This window comes from Streptomyces sp. NPDC048504, assembly GCF_043200035.1.
In the GTDB taxonomy this organism is placed as follows: domain Bacteria; phylum Actinomycetota; class Actinomycetes; order Streptomycetales; family Streptomycetaceae; genus Streptomyces.
In genome coordinates, this window is the sequence record NZ_JBICXA010000018.1 from 192358 (window position 1) to 210088 (window position 17731).

Below are 17731 nucleotides of genomic sequence, written 5' to 3' on the forward strand. Positions count from 1 at the left end.
GACATTGATGCGGCGAACAGGTGTCGTGAACGTTGGGCTGCCTGCCGGGTGTGGGGAGGAAGGGGGCTTGGGATGGTCTGTCGAGTGCGCGTCCGGTGGGGGCTGGTCGCGCAGTTCCCCGCGCCCCTGGGGGGTCAGCGCCGGCGGCGTCGGCGGGTGGGCCTGCATCAGACGCGCCCACGCGGCGGAGCCGCACGTGTCACAGCCCCGCGCCCCTAGGGGTCGGTGTCCTGAGCGGATGAACGACAGCGGGGGCCGCCCACCAGCGCGGCCAGCCCCAACCCCCTAGGGGCGCGGGGAACTGCGCGACCAGCCACAACGCACCCGCACCCGGCAACGCACCCAAGCCCCCCTTCCTCCCCCGCTACTCCCCAGGCCACACCGGCGCCCGCTTCTCGTTGAACGCCGCCACGCCCTCCACCCGGTCCCCCGAGAACGCCACCGACCGCCACGCCGCGTCCTCGACCTCAAGACCGGCCCGCAGATCCAACCCGTGCCCCAACCGCAGCGCCCGCTTGGCCGCCCGGAGCCCGACGGGCGAGTTCGCGGCGATGCGCGTGCCCAGCGCCAGGGCCTCCTCGCGGTCCTGGCCCGGCTCCACCAGGACGTCCACCAGGCCCAGTTCCGACGCCTCGGGTGCCTCCAACCGCCGTGCGGTGAAGATCAGTTCGGCCGCTCGGGCCGCACCCACCCGGCGGGGCAGCAACTGTGTACCGCCGCCGCCCGGAATCACGCCCACCGACACCTCCGGCAACCCCACCACAGCCGTACCGTCCGCCACGATCAGGTCGCAGGACAGGGCGAGTTCGAAGCCGCCGCCGAGAGCGAAACCGTGCACGGCGGCGATCGTCGGCATGGGGAGCTCCAGGACACCGGTGTACGCGCGGCGTGCGAGCGGGCGCTGCCGTACGAGTTCCGCGTCCGTGAGGGAGTTGCGCTCCTTGAGGTCCGCGCCGACGCAGAACGCCCGCTCGTGCGACGAGGTCACCACGGTCACGCGTACGTCCCGGTCCGCCGCCAGCGCCGCGCAGGCCTCGGCGATCGAGCCCGCCATCGCCGTGGAGACCGCGTTCATGGCCTTGGGCCGGTCCAGGACCAGTTCCGCGACGTACCCGTGCCGCCGCACCAGCACGAACTCCCCGAACCGCTCCTCGCCCATGACCGCCTCCTGGTTAACGTGGGTTAACAGACCTCGCCCCGATCATCGCACGCGCCTTCCCCGTTCGGGTGACATCCCGCCCAACTCCCGCCGCACCGCCCGTAGAAGCGCATAACGTGCGTCCGCCACACCACAGGGGAGGGATCGTGACGACGACCACGAAGGCGGAGCCGGCCGAGGGCGCTGCGGACATAGCGCCGCCGCCCCTCCCCAGGGGCCGGCACCGCCGCCCCCGGCCCCGCAAGGTCCTGCTCGCCGTGGGAGGGCTCGCCGTGGCCGCCGGGGTGCTGAGCCTCGTACGCCTGGCGCCCGAGTCGGGAGTCGGCGGGCTGGGCACGGCGGAGGCGGAACCCCGGCCCGACCCTGGCACCGGCGCCGACGACGGCACCGACCGGCCCGCCAACGCCGCCGCGACCATCAGCGCCGACCCGACCGCGATCCCCTCCGCGACCTCGGTGATGGGCGGCATCACTCCCACCCCGACGACGACCTCCGGGGTCGTACCGACTCCGTACGCGACCGCGACGCCGACGACACCCGCGGACGCGAACCCGACGACCGTCCCGGAGACGACGACGGCCACCACGCCACCGCCTCAGGCACCGGCTCCCCGGCCGGCCTCGACTCCCACGTCGACGCCCACGCCCACACCCAGCCGTGCCCCCAACTCCCCTGCCCCCGCGCCGAGTCGGCCGAGTCTGTGCGTGCCGATCATCGGGCTCTGCGTAGACCAATTGGTCCATCGCGACTGAGGTGCTACGCCGGTGACGAGTCCCGGCGGGTGAGGAGCCAGGGTTCGACAACTCCCAGGCCGCGCACGGGGCGTTGCCACATCGGCTGGAGGGCGAAGCGGTAGGTCGGGGGCTCCTCGCCCTCCTTCTCGGCGGTGGCCGCGGCTTCCGCCGCCTCAGCCTCGGAGGCGGGGGCCTCGCCGCTGCGGATGAGTTCCTCGGCGAAAGCGCTGTCGACGAGGACGGCGTCGCGAGGAGCTATCGACGTCAGGCGGGAGGCGAGGTTGACCGTCGTGCCGAAGACGTCGCCCATGCGGGTCGTCACCGTGCCGAAGGCGATGCCGACGCGGAGTTCGGGCATCGTCTCGTCGTTGGCCATGGTCTCGATGAGGCGCAGGGCGATCTCGGCGGCGACCGCGGCGTCGTCGGCGGAGAAGAGGACCTCGTCGCCCAGGGTCTTGATGAGGCGGCCGCCGCGTGCTGCCACGAGGTCGGCGGCGGTGGTCTCGAAGGCCTCGACGAGTTCGCCGAGTTCCTCCTCCTCCATGCGGCGGGTCAGCCGCGTGAACCCGACCAGATCGGCGAAGCCGACGGCCAGACGCCGGTCGACCATCTCCTCGTCGTCGCCGGCCTGGACGACCCGGCCGGCCGACGCGGCGAGCTGGCGCCGCCAGACGTAGACGAGGAATTCCTCCAGCTCGGGCAGCAGCAGCTCGATGATCGGGTACGTCACCTCGGTGCGGGACATGCCCGGCTCCGGCGGCTCGGTCAGGCCCTCCAGGAACGAGTCCATCTGCCAGCCCGCCAGCCGCGCGGTGGTCTGCCCGGTGGAGCGGGCCACCTGCACCGCCATCGCCTCGCTCAGCAGCCCCGCCTCGACGAGACCGGCGAGGCGCCGCAGCGCGAGGACGTCCGCCTCCGTGAACGCCTTGGCCTGGCCGACGTCGGCGAAGCCCATGGCCCGCCAGAAGCGCGTGGCCAGCTCCATGGAGACGCCGGCGGTGCGGGCCGCCTGGAAGGGGGTGTAACGGCGCTCCGCGCCGAGGATGAGTCCTTCGAGACGCAGCGCGAGCGGATCCTCGCCGGGTTCGGCGGCATCGGGGGCCACCCGGCCGTCCGCGTCCGCGCCGGAGCCCGTGTCGTCGACGGTCACGCCTGCTGCCCTTCCGATCTGCCACGGTCAGGTATCGACCGGGCCCAATGCTACGGCAGGTGTGGGCCAGCTCACTCCTTGAGTCAGACGGGAAGAGCCGCCACAAGAGCGGCCGGGGTCACGCGGGGCGCAGGTGGACGATGTCGCCCGCCCCCACGGGCTCCTGCACGCCGTCCTCCGTGGCCAGCACGAGCCGCCCGTCGCCGTCGATCGCGACGGCCTCGCCGGTGATGGACCGGTCCCCGGGCAGTTCGGCCCGGACGACCCTCCCGAGCGTCGAGCAGCCGGCCGCGTAGGTCTCCTGGAGGCCGCTCTCCAGCGGGTCGCCGCCCGCCGCGCGCCACTTGTCGTACCAGTGCTCCAGGGACCGCAGCACGGCCCGCAGGAGGGGATCGCGGTCGGTCGTGACCGCCCCCGCCAGAGCCAGGGAGGCCGCCTGCGGAACGGGCAGCTCGTCCTCGCGCAGGGTGACGTTGATGCCGACGCCGACGATCACCGCGTCGTCGCCCGCGCGCTCGGCGAGGATGCCGCCGGCCTTGCGTTCCTCGCCGCCGACAGTCACCAGGAGGTCGTTGGGCCACTTGAGTGCCGTGTCCACCCCGGCCGCCCGGGACAGGCCCGTCGCGACGGCGACCCCGGTGAGCAGCGGGAGCCAGCCCCAGCGGGCCACGGGAACGTCGCTGGGCTCCAGCAGCACGGAGAAGAACAGACCCGAGCGGGCCGGTGCCGTCCACTGCCGGTCGAGCCGCCCGCGCCCGGAGGTCTGCTCCTCAGCGACCAGGACGGTGCCCTCGGCGGCCTTGCCGGCGGCGGCCAGGGCGACGAGGTCGGAGTTGGTGGAACCGGTCTGCTGCACGACCTCCACGCCGGTCCACAGCCCGCCCGCCCGCACGAGTCCGCGGCGCAGCGCGCCGGCGTTGAGGGGCGGCCGTTCCAGATCGGACCAACGGCTGCTGTCGTCTGAGGCATCTCGCGGCGTCATGCAATCCACCCTAGGTGTGTGTCGTGCAAGCCACCCAAGGTGTGTTGTACGCCGCACTGCCGATCGGTAGGCCCGCCACTACTCTACGGATGAGTAACCCGTCCCCCTTTTGAGCAGGCAGGGAGCCGCAATCCCGATGTCCGAGCCGGAAGCGCCTCAAGAGACCGACATCCACACCACTGCCGGGAAGATCGCGGATCTTCAGCGCCGTATCCAGGAAGCGACGCACGCCGGCTCGGAACGTGCGGTCGAAAAGCAGCACGCCAAGGGCAAGTTGACGGCCCGTGAGCGCATCGACCTGCTCCTCGACGAGGGGTCCTTCGTCGAGTTCGACGAGTTCACCCGGCACCGCTCCACGGACTTCGGCCTGGAGAAGAACCGCCCCTACGGCGACGGAGTCGTCTCCGGCTACGGCACGGTCGACGGCCGCCCCATCGCCGTCTTCTCCCAGGACTTCACGGTCTTCGGCGGCGCCCTGGGCGAGGTCTACGGCCAGAAGATCGTCAAGGTGATGGACTTCGCCCTCAAGACGGGCTGCCCGGTCATCGGCATCAACGACTCCGGCGGCGCCCGCATCCAGGAGGGCGTGGCCTCCCTCGGCGCGTACGGCGAGATCTTCCGCCGCAACACGCACGCGAGCGGCGTGATCCCCCAGATCTCCCTCGTCGTAGGCCCGTGCGCGGGCGGAGCGGTGTACTCCCCCGCGATCACCGACTTCACGGTGATGGTCGACCAGACCTCGCACATGTTCATCACCGGCCCGGACGTCATCAAGACGGTCACGGGCGAGGACGTGGGCTTCGAGGAGCTGGGCGGCGCGCGCACCCACAACTCGGTCTCGGGCGTGGCCCACCACATGGCGGGCGACGAGAAGGACGCGATCGAGTACGTCAAGCAGTTGCTGTCGTACTTGCCGTCCAACAACCTCAGTGAGCCCCCGGCGTTCCCCGAGGAGGCGGACCTCACCGTCACGGACGAGGACCGCGAGCTGGACACCCTGGTCCCGGACAGCGCGAACCAGCCGTACGACATGCACACGGTGATCGAACACGTCCTGGACGACGCCGAGTTCTTCGAGACACAACCACTCTTCGCCCCGAACATCCTCACCGGCTTCGGCCGGGTCGAGGGCCGCCCGGTAGGCATCGTGGCGAACCAGCCGATGCAGTTCGCGGGCTGCCTGGACATCGACGCCTCCGAGAAGGCGGCCCGCTTCGTCCGCACCTGCGACGCGTTCAACGTCCCGGTCATCACCTTCGTGGACGTCCCCGGCTTCCTCCCCGGGGTCGACCAGGAGCACTACGGCATCATCCGCAGGGGCGCGAAGCTGATCTACGCCTACGCGGAGGCAACAGTCCCGTTGATCACGGTGATCACCCGCAAGGCCTTCGGCGGCGCCTACGACGTCATGGGCTCCAAGCACCTCGGCGCCGACCTCAACCTCGCCTGGCCGACCGCCCAGATCGCCGTCATGGGCGCCCAGGGCGCGGTCAACATCCTGCACCGCCGCACGATCGCCGAGGCGGAGGCGGCAGGCGACGTCGAGGCGACGAGGGCCCGCCTGATCCAGGAGTACGAGGACGCCCTCCTCAACCCCTACATCGCGGCCGAACGCGGCTACATCGACGCGGTCATCCTCCCCTCCGACACCCGCCGCCACGTCGTCCGGGGCCTACGCCAACTCCGCACCAAGCGCGAGTCGTTGCCCCCGAAGAAGCACGGCAACATCCCCCTGTAAAGGAGCGCCCCCCATGAACATCAAAGTCGTACGGGGCAACCCGACCCCGGAGGAACTGGCCGCCGCCCTGGCGGTAGTAAGAGCCCGAGCAGCGGCGGCGGCCACCCCAACACCGGGCACCCCAAGACAGCGGGACGCCTGGTCCGACCCATCACGCATCGCGAGCGCAAGGCTCCCCCACCCGGGCCCAAGCGCATGGACCCGCACTTATTGGCCCGGCTAAGGGAAGTCCCCCAGGGGCGCGAGGAACTGCGCGACAAGCCCCCACCGGCCCGCGGCTTACAAACAACGCAACAAAGCCTCAGCCATCACCTCGTACCCCTCGTCATTGGGGTGCAGATGATCCCCGAAGTCATAAGCAGGGTGCAGCCGATCCGAGTCCCCCGGGTCGGCCATCACCCGATTCAGATCTACGACCCCATCGAACTCCCCCGAGCAACGAACCCACTCGTTGACCTCATGACTGACCTTCGCCGCCCGCTCCCCCCAGTGATCAGACCCCCCAAACGGCAACAAGGTCGCCCCCATCACACGGAGTTCACGACTCTGCCGTATCAACTCCCGGTACCCACCGATGACTTCACCAGCCGAAACCACCGGCGCCGGCTTGTACGTAGGCTGCGCATCCGTCTCGCTGAACCCGATGTCATTGAGCCCCAGCAACACAACGACCGTGTCCACCCCGGCCAGTTGAAGCACATCGCGCTCAAACCGGCGCACCCCCCGCTCCCCGTACCACGCGGAGTCGTTGAGCAGCAGATTCCCCCCGATCCCCGCGTTCAACACGGCCCGCCCCGTCCGCGAGGCCGCCGCGTCCGACCACCGCCGGTCGGCCCCCGGCGTGGACCCGAACCCATCCGTGATGGAGTCACCGAAAAGAACAATCCCGTCCCCCCGCCCGGAGTCGGTCTCGACGGCGGACAGGAAATACCAGGACTCACTCGACTCGGTGAACCCGTCCTCACCCAGCAGGCACCCCGCACCCCGATAACTGGTCGCGAACGCCTGCGCATGGAAGGTAGCCGGTCCGGTAGCGGAGTCGAAGTACAGCGTGACAGCCACCGACTCCCCTGCTGCTACGGCGAGTTGGACCGCGTCGCTCACCAACTCCCCGCGCGCGGGCATCTCCCCCTCCGCCGAGCCCTCGAAGGCCAGCCGCACCACAACCCCACCGGCGGCCACAGAGCCCGCGGCGATCCGCACGGGCGAGTTCCCGTACGCGTTGGAGAACCGCACCCGCACCCTCTCCCCGCCCGCCGTCAACCGCACGACCTGCCGCACGGACTGGCGCCAGAACCCCTCACGGGACCAGTTCGGAGTGAAGCCCTCGCTAGGGAGCTGGGGTGACGCGGTCCAGGCAGCAGTGAACATGACACACCTCTCCAAAAGGAACCACAGTCCCATTACCCTAACGGAACCGCGGACCCTTTTGGAGGCATCGAAAGGAAGCCGGGGAAGTTGAGTACCCGTACTCAGGCGCCCCGGCCCAAACCGCCGCAAGCTCGGAAGCATGTTGTGGTCCGACCCCGATGACAAGCCTCCCAAGGACCTCCGGGAGACGGAGGTCATGTTGCGGCGGCTCGGAATCCTCATGGCGCTGGCGATGGTGCTGGCGATGATCGTGCTCGGGTTCTCCGGCTGAGGCGAGCGCGGCGAATTCGCGCCGATACCCTGAATGCATGACAGATCAGCCGCGCCGCCGACTCGTGCTCGCCTCCCAGTCCCCCGCCCGGCTGGGCCTGCTGCGCCAGGCCGGACTCGACCCCGAGGTGATCGTCAGCGGGGTCGACGAGGACGCCGTCAGCGCCCCCACCCCGGCCGAACTCGCCCTCGCGCTCGCCGAGGCCAAGGCCTCCGTCGTCGCCGCGAAGCCCGAGGTCAAGGGCGCCCTGGTGATCGGCTGCGACTCGGTGCTCGACCTGGACGGCGAGGCCCTCGGCAAGCCCGCCGACGCCGAGGAGGCCACCGCCCGCTGGAAGTCGATGCGCGGGCGGGCCGGGACACTCCAGACCGGCCACTGCGTCTACGACACGACGAGCGGCCGGTACGTCTCGGCGACCGCGTCCACCGTCGTCCGCTTCGGCGAACCGACCGACGCCGAGATCGCCGCGTACGTCGCCTCGGGCGAACCCCTTTACGTCGCCGGGGCGTTCACCCTCGACGGCCGCTCCGCACCGTTCATCGAGGGCATCGACGGCGACCACGGCAACGTGATCGGCATCAGCCTGCCGCTCGTTCGCCGCCTGCTGGCCGAACTGGGCGTCGGCATCACGGAGTTGTGGACGCCCCGAGAGGGATGATCAGGAGGGGCTGGGAGCGGCCGGGGGCGCGATAGGCCCCGGGCCCTCGCTCTCGCCGCCCTTGTCCACGCTCTGCCCGGCACCGCCCTCGGACGGTCCTTCAAGGCGGTCGTACGTCATCAGGAGCAGGACAACCAGGCCGAGCACCACCACCATGGTCACGAACGCTCCCGGGCCCACCAGGCCCCACGCGAACGCGCCCAGCAGGCCGTGCACCACGGCCACGCTGATCAGCAGGATGCGGCCGAAGCCGGCCGGGGCCCGGTCGCGCAGGGCGACGAGCAGGGCGACCACTCCGCACAGGGCGAAGTAGAGGCCGAAGACTATGCCGCCGACCTTCGAGGAGACGGACATGGCGTCCGGGTCGAGGCCGGCCAGGGACATGTCCTGACGGTCGACGACGATCCCCAGAAACCAGTTCAGCGCGGCCACTCCGAGCGCCTCCACGAAGAGGACGAGCGCCAAGATCCATGCCACCGGCCTGCGCACCACCGGCCCCACCCACTTCCGACTACCGCTCGATCAAGAGCCTTGTTACCTCAAGTACGTTCGAGACAACCCGAACGCTACTAACGGGTAAACCGCGGGACAAGGGTTGTGTTGGGGGCAAAGAATCATTGGGCCATTCGTAGGGTCTCCACAAAGAAACGGCGTGGCGCGCGGCACGCTCTCACAGAGACCTTGCCCACACCGGAGAGCTAGGGTTTCCACGAGGAGTCCTGCGTACCGAGGTGCGACAAGGGATTTCGCGGGTCGAGCGAGCCTCGCATCACGCTCCGTGTGGGCAAGCTCACCACTGGGGACGGGTCGATGCGCCGTGTCGGCAGTCCCTAAACTCGGCTTGTTTCAAGGAGGGAGCCTCAATCGTGCGCAAGGTGCTCATCGCCAATCGTGGCGAAATCGCTGTCCGCGTAGCCCGGGCCTGCCGGGACGCCGGGATCGCGAGCGTGGCCGTATACGCCGACCCGGACCGGGACGCTCTGCATGTCCGCGCCGCGGATGAGGCATTCGCCCTGGGCGGTGACACACCCGCAAGCAGCTACCTGGACATCGGCAAAGTCCTGACCGCGGCCCGCGAGTCCGGTGCCGACGCCATCCACCCCGGCTACGGATTCCTGTCCGAGAACGCGGAGTTCGCGCAGGCGGTCCTCGACGCGGGCCTGATCTGGATCGGCCCGCCGCCGCAGGCGATCCGGGACCTCGGTGACAAGGTCGCCGCCCGGCACATCGCCCAGCGCGCCGGCGCCCCGCTGGTGGCCGGTACGCCGGACCCGGTGTCGGGTTCGGACGAGGTCGTCGCGTTCGCCGAGCAGCACGGCCTGCCCATCGCGATCAAGGCCGCCTTTGGCGGCGGCGGCCGCGGTCTGAAGGTGGCCCGCACCCTCGAAGAGGTCCCCGAGCTGTACGACTCCGCGGTGCGCGAGGCGGTTGCCGCCTTCGGCCGCGGCGAGTGCTTCGTCGAGCGCTACCTCGACAAACCCCGCCACGTGGAGACCCAGTGCCTGGCCGACGCCCACGGCAACGTGGTCGTCGTCTCCACCCGTGACTGCTCGCTGCAGCGCCGCCACCAGAAGCTGGTCGAGGAGGCGCCCGCGCCGTTCCTCTCCGAGGCGCAGGTCGCCGAGCTGTACGCCTCCTCCAAGGCGATCCTCAAGGAGGCCGGCTATGTCGGCGCCGGGACCGTCGAGTTCCTCGTCGGCCAGGACGGCACGATCTCCTTCCTGGAGGTCAACACCCGCCTCCAGGTCGAACACCCGGTCACCGAGGAGGTCGCCGGCATCGACCTGGTGCGTGAGATGTTCCGCATCGCCGACGGCGAGGAACTCGGTTACGGCGACCCCGAACTGCGCGGCCATTCCTTCGAGTTCCGCATCAACGGCGAGGACCCGGGCCGCGGCTTCCTGCCCGCCCCCGGCACCGTCACCACCTTCGCGGCCCCGTCCGGCCCGGGTGTCCGCCTGGACGCCGGTGTCGAGTCCGGCTCGGTGATCGGCCCGGCGTGGGACTCGCTGCTGGCCAAGCTGATCGTCACCGGCGCGACCCGCGAGCAGGCCCTCCAGCGCGCGGCGCGGGCGCTGGACGAGTTCACCGTCGAGGGCATGGCCACCGCGATCCCCTTCCACCGCGCGGTCGTCACCGACCCGGCGTTCGCTCCCGAACTCACCGGCTCCGCGGACCCGTTCACGGTCCACACCCGCTGGATCGAGACCGAGTTCGTCAACGACATCAAGCCCTTCGCGGCCCCCACGGACGCCGAGGCGGACGAGGACACCGACCGCGAGACGATCGTCGTCGAGGTCGGCGGCAAGCGCCTGGAGGTCTCCCTCCCCGTCTCGCTCGGCATGTCCCTGGCCCGCACCGGTCTCGCCGCCGGCGCCAAGCCCAAGCGCCGCGCGGCCAAGAAGTCCGGCCCCGTCGCCTCCGGCGACACCCTCGCCTCGCCCATGCAGGGCACGATCGTCAAGGTCGCGGTCGAGGAGGGCCAGGAGGTCAAGGAGGGCGACCTCATCGTCGTACTCGAAGCCATGAAGATGGAACAGCCGCTGAACGCGCACAAGTCCGGCACCATCAAGGGACTCGGCGCGGAAGTCGGCGCGTCCATCACCTCCGGCGCCGCGATCTGCGAGATCAAGGACTGACCCACCGCACGTCCAGAGGTGCCCGGCGGACAGGAACAGCCTGTCTCCGCCGGGCACTTCTGTAATGAACGCCTGGCATGCTGACGGAAACGAGCCGAGGAGGGCAGGTGGGAACCATGGCCGACACAGCCAAGCCGCCGGCGGGGCTGCGTGCCGATGCCCGCCGCAACTACGAGCGGCTGCTCGCCGAGGCCCGGGTGTGCTTCGCCGCGCACGGTACGGACGCGTCCCTGGAGGACGTGGCGCGGCGTGCGGGTGTCGGTATCGGCACGCTGTACCGGCACTTCCCCAATCGGCAGTCCCTGATGAGCGCGGTGTTCGAGGACGCGGTGAGTGAACTCCTCGCGCGTTCCCGGGAGTTGCTGGCCGCGCCGCAACCGTGTGTGGCTCTGGTGACCTGGTTGCGGGAGATGGTGTCCCACGCGAGTGAGTACCGGGGGCTTTCCCGGGCGTTGATGGCGGTCGCCCATGACGGGACGTCCGCGCTGGCCCGGTGCAGCGATCCGATCCGGGAGGCGGGGGGTGCGTTGCTGTTCCGGGCGCAGGAGGCCGGTGACGTGCGTGGGGATGTCGAGATCGGGGACCTTCTCCAGCTGACCCATGCGATCGCGTTGGCGGCTGAGGGAAATCCTGGGGACCCTGAACTGGCGGACAGGTTGCTGACGTTGACGTTGCGGGGACTGAAGCCGTAGCGCTGGTTCGGTTTTCGGGTGCGGCGCCGTCGTGGCTGGTCGCGCAGTTCCCCGCGCCGCCCCTGAAAGACATGGGCCAGCCCGCGTTTTTAAGGGGCGCGGGGAACTGCGCGACCAGCCCCCACCGGCCTGCAAGCCGAAATCGAACCGATCAACGCCTCCGCAGATCCGCCACCCTAGCCGCACGCTCCCGCTCAGGTGACTCCCCGCCGAGGACACCCGCTGCCCTCAACCCCGGTCCCCCGCCCGGTACTTGACCCCGTCGCGGTGCCGGGAGGGGTACGTCTCGGCGGCGCTGGTCCCGCGTCGGGGTCTGTTCACCCCCCTGGCTTCCCGATGCGCCGGCCACGGCGATCTGCACCCCCTGGTCGGCCAGCGCCTGCAACTCCGTGGCCGCGCGGTCGTCGTGGCCCGGGGGCTCGTCGGTGACGAGGCGGGTGATGACGTCCGTGGGCACGGTCTGGAACATGGTGTCCGTGCCGAGCTTGGTGTGGTCGGCAAGGACGACGACCTCGGCGGCCGCCTGGACGAGGGCCCGGTCGACGGACGCCGACAGCATGTTGGACGTGGAGAGGCCGCGTTCGGCGGTCAGGCCGCTCCCGGAGAGGAAGGCCCGGGAGACGCGCAGGCCCTGGAGGGACTGTTCGGCCCCGCTGCCCACCAGCGCGTAGTTGGAACCGCGCAGGGTGCCGCCGGTCATGACGACCTCCACGCGGTTGGCATGGGCCAACGCCTGGGCCACCAGAAGGGAGTTGGTGACCACGGTCAGTCCGGGCACCCGGGCGAGCCGGCGGGCCAGCTCCTGGGTGGTGGTACCCGCCCCCACCACGATGGCCTCGCCCTCTTCGACGAAGCTGGCGGCGAGATCGGCGATGGCCGTCTTCTCGGCGGTCGCGAGATGCGATTTCTGCGGAAAGCCGGATTCTCGCGTGAACCCGCCCGGCAATACCGCACCGCCGTGCCGGCGGTCGAGGAGTCCTTCTGCCTCCAGTGCGCGCACGTCCCGCCGTACGGTCACTTCGGAGGTCTGGACGACGCGGGCGAGCTCACGGAGCGATACGGCCCCATTCGCTCGCACCATTTCGAGGATCAATTGGCGACGTTCTGCAGCGAACACGAAACTGACAGTAACCCCAACGACCGTCTGCTTTCAGGTGTTTGCGCCGAATAACGGAAGTTGTTCGTACAGCAGGACAGGAAGTGGTATAGGGCCTAGTCTCGCCGCCTATGCCGCCCGAATGGTCGACAACTCCCCGTGACCAGCGGGGAGTCCGTTTCGGCTCAGACTTCGCCCGTCGCCTTCCGCGTGTGGAGCTGCCGGGCCACCTCGGCGATCGAGCCCGAAAGAGACGGGTAGACGGTGAAGGCGTTCGCGATCTGTTCGACCGTCAGGTTGTTGTCGACGGCGATCGAGATCGGATGGATCAGTTCCGAGGCGCGCGGCGCCACGACCACACCGCCGACGATGATGCCGGTGCCCGGGCGGCAGAAGATCTTGACGAAGCCGTCCCGGATCCCCTGCATCTTCGCGCGCGGGTTGCGGAGCAGGGGGAGCTTGACGACGCGGGCGTCGATCTTGCCGCCGTCGACGTCGGCCTGTGAGTAGCCGACCGTGGCGATCTCCGGGTCGGTGAAGACGTTCGACGACACCGTCTTCAGATTCAGCGGGGCCACCGCGTCGCCCAGGAAGTGGTACATCGCGATACGGCCCTGCATCGCGGCCACCGAGGCGAGCGCGAAGATCCCGGTCACGTCACCGGCGGCGTACACGCCCGGAGCGGTCGTACGGGAGACCTTGTCGGTCCAGATGTGGCCCGAGTCGCGCAGCCTGACGCCCGCCTCCTCCAGGCCCATGCCCTCGGAGTTCGGGATGGCGCCGACGGCCATGAGGCAGTGCGAGCCGGTGATGACACGGCCGTCGGCGAGGGTGACCTCGACCTTGTCGCCGACGCGCTTGGCGGACTGGGCGCGGGAGCGGGCCATGACGTTCATGCCGCGGCGCCGGAAGACGTCTTCGAGTACGGCGGCGGCGTCCGGGTCCTCGCCGGGCAGGACCCGGTCGCGGGAGGAGACGAGGGTGACCTTGGAGCCGAGGGCCTGGTAGGCGCCGGCGAACTCGGCGCCGGTGACACCGGAGCCGACCACGATCAGTTCTTCGGGGAGTTCGGTGAGGTCGTAGACCTGGGTCCAGTTGAGGATGCGCTCGCCGTCCGGGCGGGCGTCGTCCAGCTCACGGGGGTGGCCGCCGGTCGCGATGAGGACGGCGTCGGCGACGAGGGTCTCCTCGGTGCCGTCGGCGGCCTTGACGATGACCTTGCGGGAACCGTCGATCGCCTGCATGCCGTCGAGCCGGCCCCGGCCGCGCATGACACGGGCGCCGGCCCGGGTCACGGACGCGGTGATGTCGTGCGACTGGGCCAGCGCGAGGCGCTTCACACGGCGGTTGACCTTGCCGAGGTCCACGCCGACGACCCGGGCGGCCTGCTCCAGGGGTGGAGTGTCGTCCGCGACGATGATCCCCAGCTCCTCGTACGACGAGTCGAAGGTGGTCATCACCTCGGCCGTCGCGATAAGGGTCTTCGACGGGACGCAGTCGGTCAGCACCGACGCCCCGCCCAGACCGTCGCAGTCGACGACGGTCACCTCCGCGCCGAGCTGCGCTGCCACCAGCGCCGCTTCATAGCCGCCGGGTCCGCCACCGATGATCACGATCCGAGTCACGTACCCCATTGTCCCGCACGCTTCAAGGTGCTTCCGCCCGGGGGCGACGGGAGTGGTGTCGGCGGGGGGGGCCGGGGGTCCCCTTGTCGGTGGGCTGGAGTACCCACGGTTACGGGAGTGGCGGGTGGTTTCGCTGCCGTACTCTCGAAGCATGTCGCTCTACGCCGCGTACGCCGGCAATCTCGACGCGCGGCTGATGACCCGCCGCGCCCCGCACTCGCCGTTGCGCGCCACGGGCTGGCTGAACGGGTGGCGGCTGACCTTCGGCGGCGAGCACATGGGCTGGGAGGGCGCGCTCGCGACGATCGTGGAGGCCCCGCGCTCCCAGGTCTTCGTCGCGCTGTACGAGATCGCGCCGCCCGACGAGGACTCCATGGACCGGTGGGAGGGCGTCGGCCTCGACGTCTACCGCCGGATGCGGGTACGGGTGCACACCCTGGAGGGCGAGGAACCCGCTTGGGTGTACGTGCTGAACGGGTACGAGGGAGGGCTGCCGTCCGCCCGTTACCTCGGCGAACTCGCCGACGCCGCCGAGTCGGCAGGCGCCCCGCACGACTATGTGATGGAGCTGCGGAAGCGGCCCTGCTGAGGATTCCCCCGCGATTCCGCTGAGGGCTTCCCACACATAACGCCCGTCACAGGTCTCGTTGGAAACGACAAGACAACGATCGCAATCCCGTGAGCTCTGTCATCTACGCGCGTAGGCCCAGACCAGCTACGCTCATCCGCGTGAACGCATCTCTTCTTCCGGACGACATCCAGGGCGACCCCCATGCCGCCGCTGACGCCGCCGCCACGCGCCTGCGCGAACTGACGGGCGCCGAGACCCACGACGTCGCCCTTGTGATGGGCTCCGGCTGGGGACCGGCCGTCGACGCGCTCGGCGTACCCGAGGCCGACTTCCCCGTCACCGAGCTGCCCGGTTTCCCGCCGCCGGCCGTCGAGGGCCACGGCGGTCGCATCCGCTCCTACGGCATCGGTGACAAGCGGGCGCTGGTCTTCCTCGGACGTACCCACTACTACGAGGGCCGCGGGGTCGCCGCCGTCGCGCACGGCGTGCGTACCGCCGTCGCCGCCGGCTGCAAGACCATCGTCCTGACCAACGGCTGCGGTGGCCTGCGCGAAGGCATGCGTCCCGGCCAGCCGGTCCTGATCAGCGACCACATCAACCTCACCGCCACGTCCCCCATCGTCGGCGCCAATTTCGTCGACCTCACGGATCTGTACTCGCCTCGGCTGCGCGCCCTGTGCAAGGAGATCGACCCGGCGCTGGAGGAGGGGGTCTACGCCCAGTTCCCCGGGCCGCACTACGAGACTCCGGCGGAGATCCGCATGGCTCGGGTGATCGGGGCGGACCTGGTGGGCATGTCGACCGTGCTGGAGGCCATCGCCGCGCGCGAGGCGGGTGCGGAGGTGCTGGGTATCTCCCTGGTGACGAACCTCGCCGCGGGTATGACGGGTGAGCCCCTCAACCACGAGGAAGTACTCCAGGCGGGCCGGGATTCCGCCACGCAGATGGGGTCACTGCTGGCCCAGGTGCTCGGCCGGCTGTAGGCACCGTCCCAGGGGGCTCCGCCCCCTGGACCCCCGGATGTCTGCCACCCACCCACCCGTCTCGGGCATCGAAGAGGCGAGGCAACAGACCGTCCCGCTGGACCGGGATGCAGACGCGACAGACCATCTCGGTGAGCCGAGAAACAGACGCAACAGACCGTCCCGGCGAGCCGGGAAGCCGACGCAGCAAGCCAAGAAGCTGACGCACCACCCACCCACGAGAGGTTGCCCCGACGTGCACGACGACGAACTCATCGCGCGGGCCAGGACCTGGCTCGCCGAGGACCCCGACGCGGACACGCGCGACGAGCTCGCCAAGCTCATCGACGCCGGGGACGTCACGGAGCTCGCGGAGCGCTTCCGCGGGACGCTTCAGTTCGGGACCGCCGGGCTGCGAGGCGAACTCGGCGCCGGGCCCATGCGGATGAACCGCGCGGTCGTCATCCGGGCCGCCGCCGGACTCGCCGCGTACCTGAAGGCGAACGGGCACACCGACGGGACCGGAACCGTCGTCATCGGCTACGACGCCCGCCACAAGTCGGCCGACTTCGCCCGCGACACCGCCGCCGTGATGGTCGGCGCGGGACTCAAGGCGGCCGTACTGCCCCGCCCCCTCCCCACCCCCGTACTCGCCTTCGCCATACGGCACTTGGGCGCGATCGCGGGCGTGGAGGTCACCGCCAGCCACAACCCGCCCCGGGACAACGGCTACAAGGTCTACCTCGGCGACGGCTCCCAGATCGTGCCCCCGGCCGACGCGGAGATCGCCGCCGAGATCGAGGCGATCGGCTCCCTGCACGACGTGCCCCGGCCGACGGAAGGGTGGGAAACACTCGACGACTCCGTCCTCGACGCCTATCTCGCCCGCACGGACGCCGTCCTCGCCCCCGGCTCCCCCCGTACCGCCCGCACCGTCTACACGGCGATGCACGGCGTGGGCAAGGACGTGCTGCTGGCCGCGTTCGCGCGGGCCGGTTTCCCCGAGCCCGTGCTCGTCGCCGAACAGGCCGAGCCCGACCCGGACTTCCCGACCGTCGCGTTCCCCAACCCGGAGGAGCCCGGCGCGATGGACCTCGCCTTCGCGCAGGCCCGCGCCACGGACCCCGACCTGATCATCGCCAACGACCCCGACGCCGACCGTTGCGCCGTGGCCGTGAAAGCGGACGGGGACTGGCGGATGCTCCGCGGCGACGAGGTCGGTTCGCTCCTCGCCGCCCACCTCGTCCGTCGCGGCGCCCAGGGCACCTTCGCCGAGTCGATCGTCTCCTCGTCCCTCCTCGGCCGTATCGCCGAGAAGGCGGGTCTGCCCTACGAGGAGACCCTCACCGGCTTCAAGTGGATCGCCCGGGTGGAGGGCCTCCGCTACGGCTATGAGGAAGCCCTCGGTTACTGCGTGGACCCGGACGGCGTCCGCGACAAGGACGGCATCACGGCCGCCCTGCTCATCACCGAGCTGGCGTCCGAGTTGAAGGCCGAGGGGCGCGATCTGCTCGACCTCCTCGACGATCTCGCCGTGGAGCACGGTCTGCACGCCACCTATCAACTCTCCGTGCGCGTCGAGGACTTGACCGTCATCGCGGATGCCATGCGGCGGCTGCGCGAGCAACCCCCGACCGCGCTCGCCGGGTTGGCCGTCACCAAGGCCGAGGATCTGACCGAGGGGACGGACAAGCTGCCGCCCACGGACGGGCTGCGCTACACGCTCGACGGAGCCCGCGTCATCGTCCGTCCGAGCGGTACCGAGCCCAAACTGAAGTGCTACCTGGAGGTCGTGGTGCCCGTCGCCGCGCACGCCGACCTCCCGGCGGCCCGGGCGCGGGCCGCCGAGACCCTCGCGACGATCAAGCGGGACCTGTCGGCCTCGGCCGGTATCTGAGCGGCATCCGAGCCACCGTCACTTCAGCCCAGCTCCCGCTGATTCACCGGGAGTTGGGCTGTCGCATGCTCCCCGGCCGCCCTCTCCCGCCGCATCCGTTCCATGCTGGAACAGCTAAACGGATGTGCTCCTCACCCCCCCTTGGAGACATCCGCCGGTCTGCGCCCCGCCTGCCCCCTAACCGGG

Annotated in this window: 17 protein-coding genes; 10 read left to right on the forward strand and 7 right to left on the reverse strand. The window is 70.4% G+C overall.

Annotated features, from left to right (window positions below; all coding sequences use genetic code 11):
• Positions 1–364: 364 nt before the first annotated feature.
• Entirely contained in the window at positions 365–1159 is a 795-nt protein-coding gene (locus ACGFY9_RS37365) for an enoyl-CoA hydratase/isomerase family protein (protein WP_393761767.1), read from the reverse strand.
• A gap of 146 nt (positions 1160–1305) precedes the next feature.
• Between ACGFY9_RS37365 and ACGFY9_RS37370 the strand changes: the two genes are divergently transcribed.
• Positions 1306–1911 carry a hypothetical protein gene (locus ACGFY9_RS37370; protein WP_393761769.1) on the forward strand — a complete coding sequence of 202 codons (606 nt, stop codon included), beginning with the start codon at positions 1306–1308 and terminating at the stop codon, positions 1909–1911.
• 4 nt (positions 1912–1915) lie between these two features.
• Here ACGFY9_RS37370 and ACGFY9_RS37375 read toward each other — a convergent pair whose 3' ends face one another.
• Positions 1916–3043, reverse strand: coding sequence for an adenylate/guanylate cyclase domain-containing protein (locus ACGFY9_RS37375; protein WP_393761771.1), 1128 nt, complete (start codon positions 3041–3043; stop codon positions 1916–1918).
• Positions 3044–3161: 118 nt separating this feature from the next.
• Positions 3162–4025 carry a biotin--[acetyl-CoA-carboxylase] ligase gene (locus ACGFY9_RS37380; RefSeq protein ID WP_393761773.1) on the reverse strand — a complete coding sequence of 288 codons (864 nt, stop codon included), beginning with the start codon at positions 4023–4025 and terminating at the stop codon, positions 3162–3164.
• A gap of 136 nt (positions 4026–4161) precedes the next feature.
• Here ACGFY9_RS37380 and ACGFY9_RS37385 point away from each other — a divergent pair, with 136 nt between their 5' ends.
• On the forward strand, positions 4162–5763 hold the full coding sequence (locus tag ACGFY9_RS37385) for an acyl-CoA carboxylase subunit beta (RefSeq protein ID WP_393761775.1): 1602 nt from the start codon (positions 4162–4164) through the stop codon (positions 5761–5763).
• 13 nt (positions 5764–5776) lie between these two features.
• Positions 5777–5986 (forward strand): acyl-CoA carboxylase subunit epsilon, encoded by a 210-nt coding sequence (locus ACGFY9_RS37390; RefSeq protein WP_393761777.1) that lies wholly within the window; start codon positions 5777–5779, stop codon positions 5984–5986.
• Between the two features lie 56 nt (positions 5987–6042).
• On the opposite strand, the gene ACGFY9_RS37395 is transcribed toward ACGFY9_RS37390, so the two are convergent.
• Positions 6043–7134 (reverse strand): SGNH/GDSL hydrolase family protein, encoded by a 1092-nt coding sequence (locus ACGFY9_RS37395; RefSeq protein ID WP_393761779.1) that lies wholly within the window; start codon positions 7132–7134, stop codon positions 6043–6045.
• A gap of 139 nt (positions 7135–7273) precedes the next feature.
• Between ACGFY9_RS37395 and mmpB the strand changes: the two genes are divergently transcribed.
• The gene (gene mmpB, locus ACGFY9_RS37400) at positions 7274–7405 is read left to right on the forward strand and encodes a morphogenic membrane protein MmpB (RefSeq protein ID WP_393761781.1); all 132 of its coding nucleotides are present in this window, start codon (positions 7274–7276) and stop codon (positions 7403–7405) included.
• Between the two features lie 37 nt (positions 7406–7442).
• The gene (locus ACGFY9_RS37405; protein ID WP_393761783.1) at positions 7443–8063 is read left to right on the forward strand and encodes a Maf family protein; all 621 of its coding nucleotides are present in this window, start codon (positions 7443–7445) and stop codon (positions 8061–8063) included.
• Here ACGFY9_RS37405 and ACGFY9_RS37410 read toward each other — a convergent pair whose 3' ends face one another.
• Positions 8064–8540, reverse strand: coding sequence for a hypothetical protein (locus ACGFY9_RS37410; RefSeq protein WP_393761785.1), 477 nt, complete (start codon positions 8538–8540; stop codon positions 8064–8066). It abuts the gene before it with no gap.
• A gap of 389 nt (positions 8541–8929) precedes the next feature.
• Between ACGFY9_RS37410 and ACGFY9_RS37415 the strand changes: the two genes are divergently transcribed.
• Positions 8930–10702 carry an acetyl/propionyl/methylcrotonyl-CoA carboxylase subunit alpha gene (locus ACGFY9_RS37415; protein WP_393761787.1) on the forward strand — a complete coding sequence of 591 codons (1773 nt, stop codon included), beginning with the start codon at positions 8930–8932 and terminating at the stop codon, positions 10700–10702.
• A 116-nt stretch (positions 10703–10818) separates the two neighbouring features.
• Positions 10819–11394, forward strand: a complete 576-nt coding sequence (locus ACGFY9_RS37420; protein ID WP_393761789.1) for a TetR/AcrR family transcriptional regulator — start codon at positions 10819–10821, stop codon at positions 11392–11394.
• A gap of 151 nt (positions 11395–11545) precedes the next feature.
• Here ACGFY9_RS37420 and ACGFY9_RS37425 read toward each other — a convergent pair whose 3' ends face one another.
• Positions 11546–12511: a DeoR/GlpR family DNA-binding transcription regulator gene (locus ACGFY9_RS37425; RefSeq protein WP_393761791.1), complete on the reverse strand. Its 966-nt coding sequence runs from the start codon at positions 12509–12511 to the stop codon at positions 11546–11548.
• A gap of 164 nt (positions 12512–12675) precedes the next feature.
• Positions 12676–14124: an NAD(P)H-quinone dehydrogenase gene (locus tag ACGFY9_RS37430; protein ID WP_318018421.1), complete on the reverse strand. Its 1449-nt coding sequence runs from the start codon at positions 14122–14124 to the stop codon at positions 12676–12678.
• A 142-nt stretch (positions 14125–14266) separates the two neighbouring features.
• Here ACGFY9_RS37430 and ACGFY9_RS37435 point away from each other — a divergent pair, with 142 nt between their 5' ends.
• From ACGFY9_RS37435 to ACGFY9_RS37445, 3 genes are all read left to right on the forward strand, one after another.
• Positions 14267–14704, forward strand: coding sequence for a gamma-glutamylcyclotransferase (locus ACGFY9_RS37435; protein WP_019055782.1), 438 nt, complete (start codon positions 14267–14269; stop codon positions 14702–14704).
• Between the two features lie 140 nt (positions 14705–14844).
• Positions 14845–15669: a purine-nucleoside phosphorylase gene (locus ACGFY9_RS37440; RefSeq protein ID WP_033280227.1), complete on the forward strand. Its 825-nt coding sequence runs from the start codon at positions 14845–14847 to the stop codon at positions 15667–15669.
• Between the two features lie 235 nt (positions 15670–15904).
• Positions 15905–17545: a phospho-sugar mutase gene (locus ACGFY9_RS37445; RefSeq protein WP_393761794.1), complete on the forward strand. Its 1641-nt coding sequence runs from the start codon at positions 15905–15907 to the stop codon at positions 17543–17545.
• The last annotated feature ends 186 nt before the right edge of the window (positions 17546–17731 follow it).

Coding starts and splice junctions, on each gene's coding strand:
- ACGFY9_RS37435 (WP_019055782.1), top strand. CDS start 14,267: ATGTCGCTCTACGCCGCGTACGCCGGCAATCTCGACGCGCGGCTGATG.
- ACGFY9_RS37395 (WP_393761779.1), bottom strand. CDS start 7,134: ATGTTCACTGCTGCCTGGACCGCGTCACCCCAGCTCCCTAGCGAGGGC.
- ACGFY9_RS37405 (WP_393761783.1), top strand. CDS start 7,443: ATGACAGATCAGCCGCGCCGCCGACTCGTGCTCGCCTCCCAGTCCCCC.
- ACGFY9_RS37430 (WP_318018421.1), bottom strand. CDS start 14,124: ATGGGGTACGTGACTCGGATCGTGATCATCGGTGGCGGACCCGGCGGC.
- ACGFY9_RS37380 (WP_393761773.1), bottom strand. CDS start 4,025: ATGACGCCGCGAGATGCCTCAGACGACAGCAGCCGTTGGTCCGATCTG.
- ACGFY9_RS37385 (WP_393761775.1), top strand. CDS start 4,162: ATGTCCGAGCCGGAAGCGCCTCAAGAGACCGACATCCACACCACTGCC.
- ACGFY9_RS37365 (WP_393761767.1), bottom strand. CDS start 1,159: ATGGGCGAGGAGCGGTTCGGGGAGTTCGTGCTGGTGCGGCGGCACGGG.
- mmpB (WP_393761781.1), top strand. CDS start 7,274: ATGTTGTGGTCCGACCCCGATGACAAGCCTCCCAAGGACCTCCGGGAG.
- ACGFY9_RS37420 (WP_393761789.1), top strand. CDS start 10,819: ATGGCCGACACAGCCAAGCCGCCGGCGGGGCTGCGTGCCGATGCCCGC.
- ACGFY9_RS37390 (WP_393761777.1), top strand. CDS start 5,777: ATGAACATCAAAGTCGTACGGGGCAACCCGACCCCGGAGGAACTGGCC.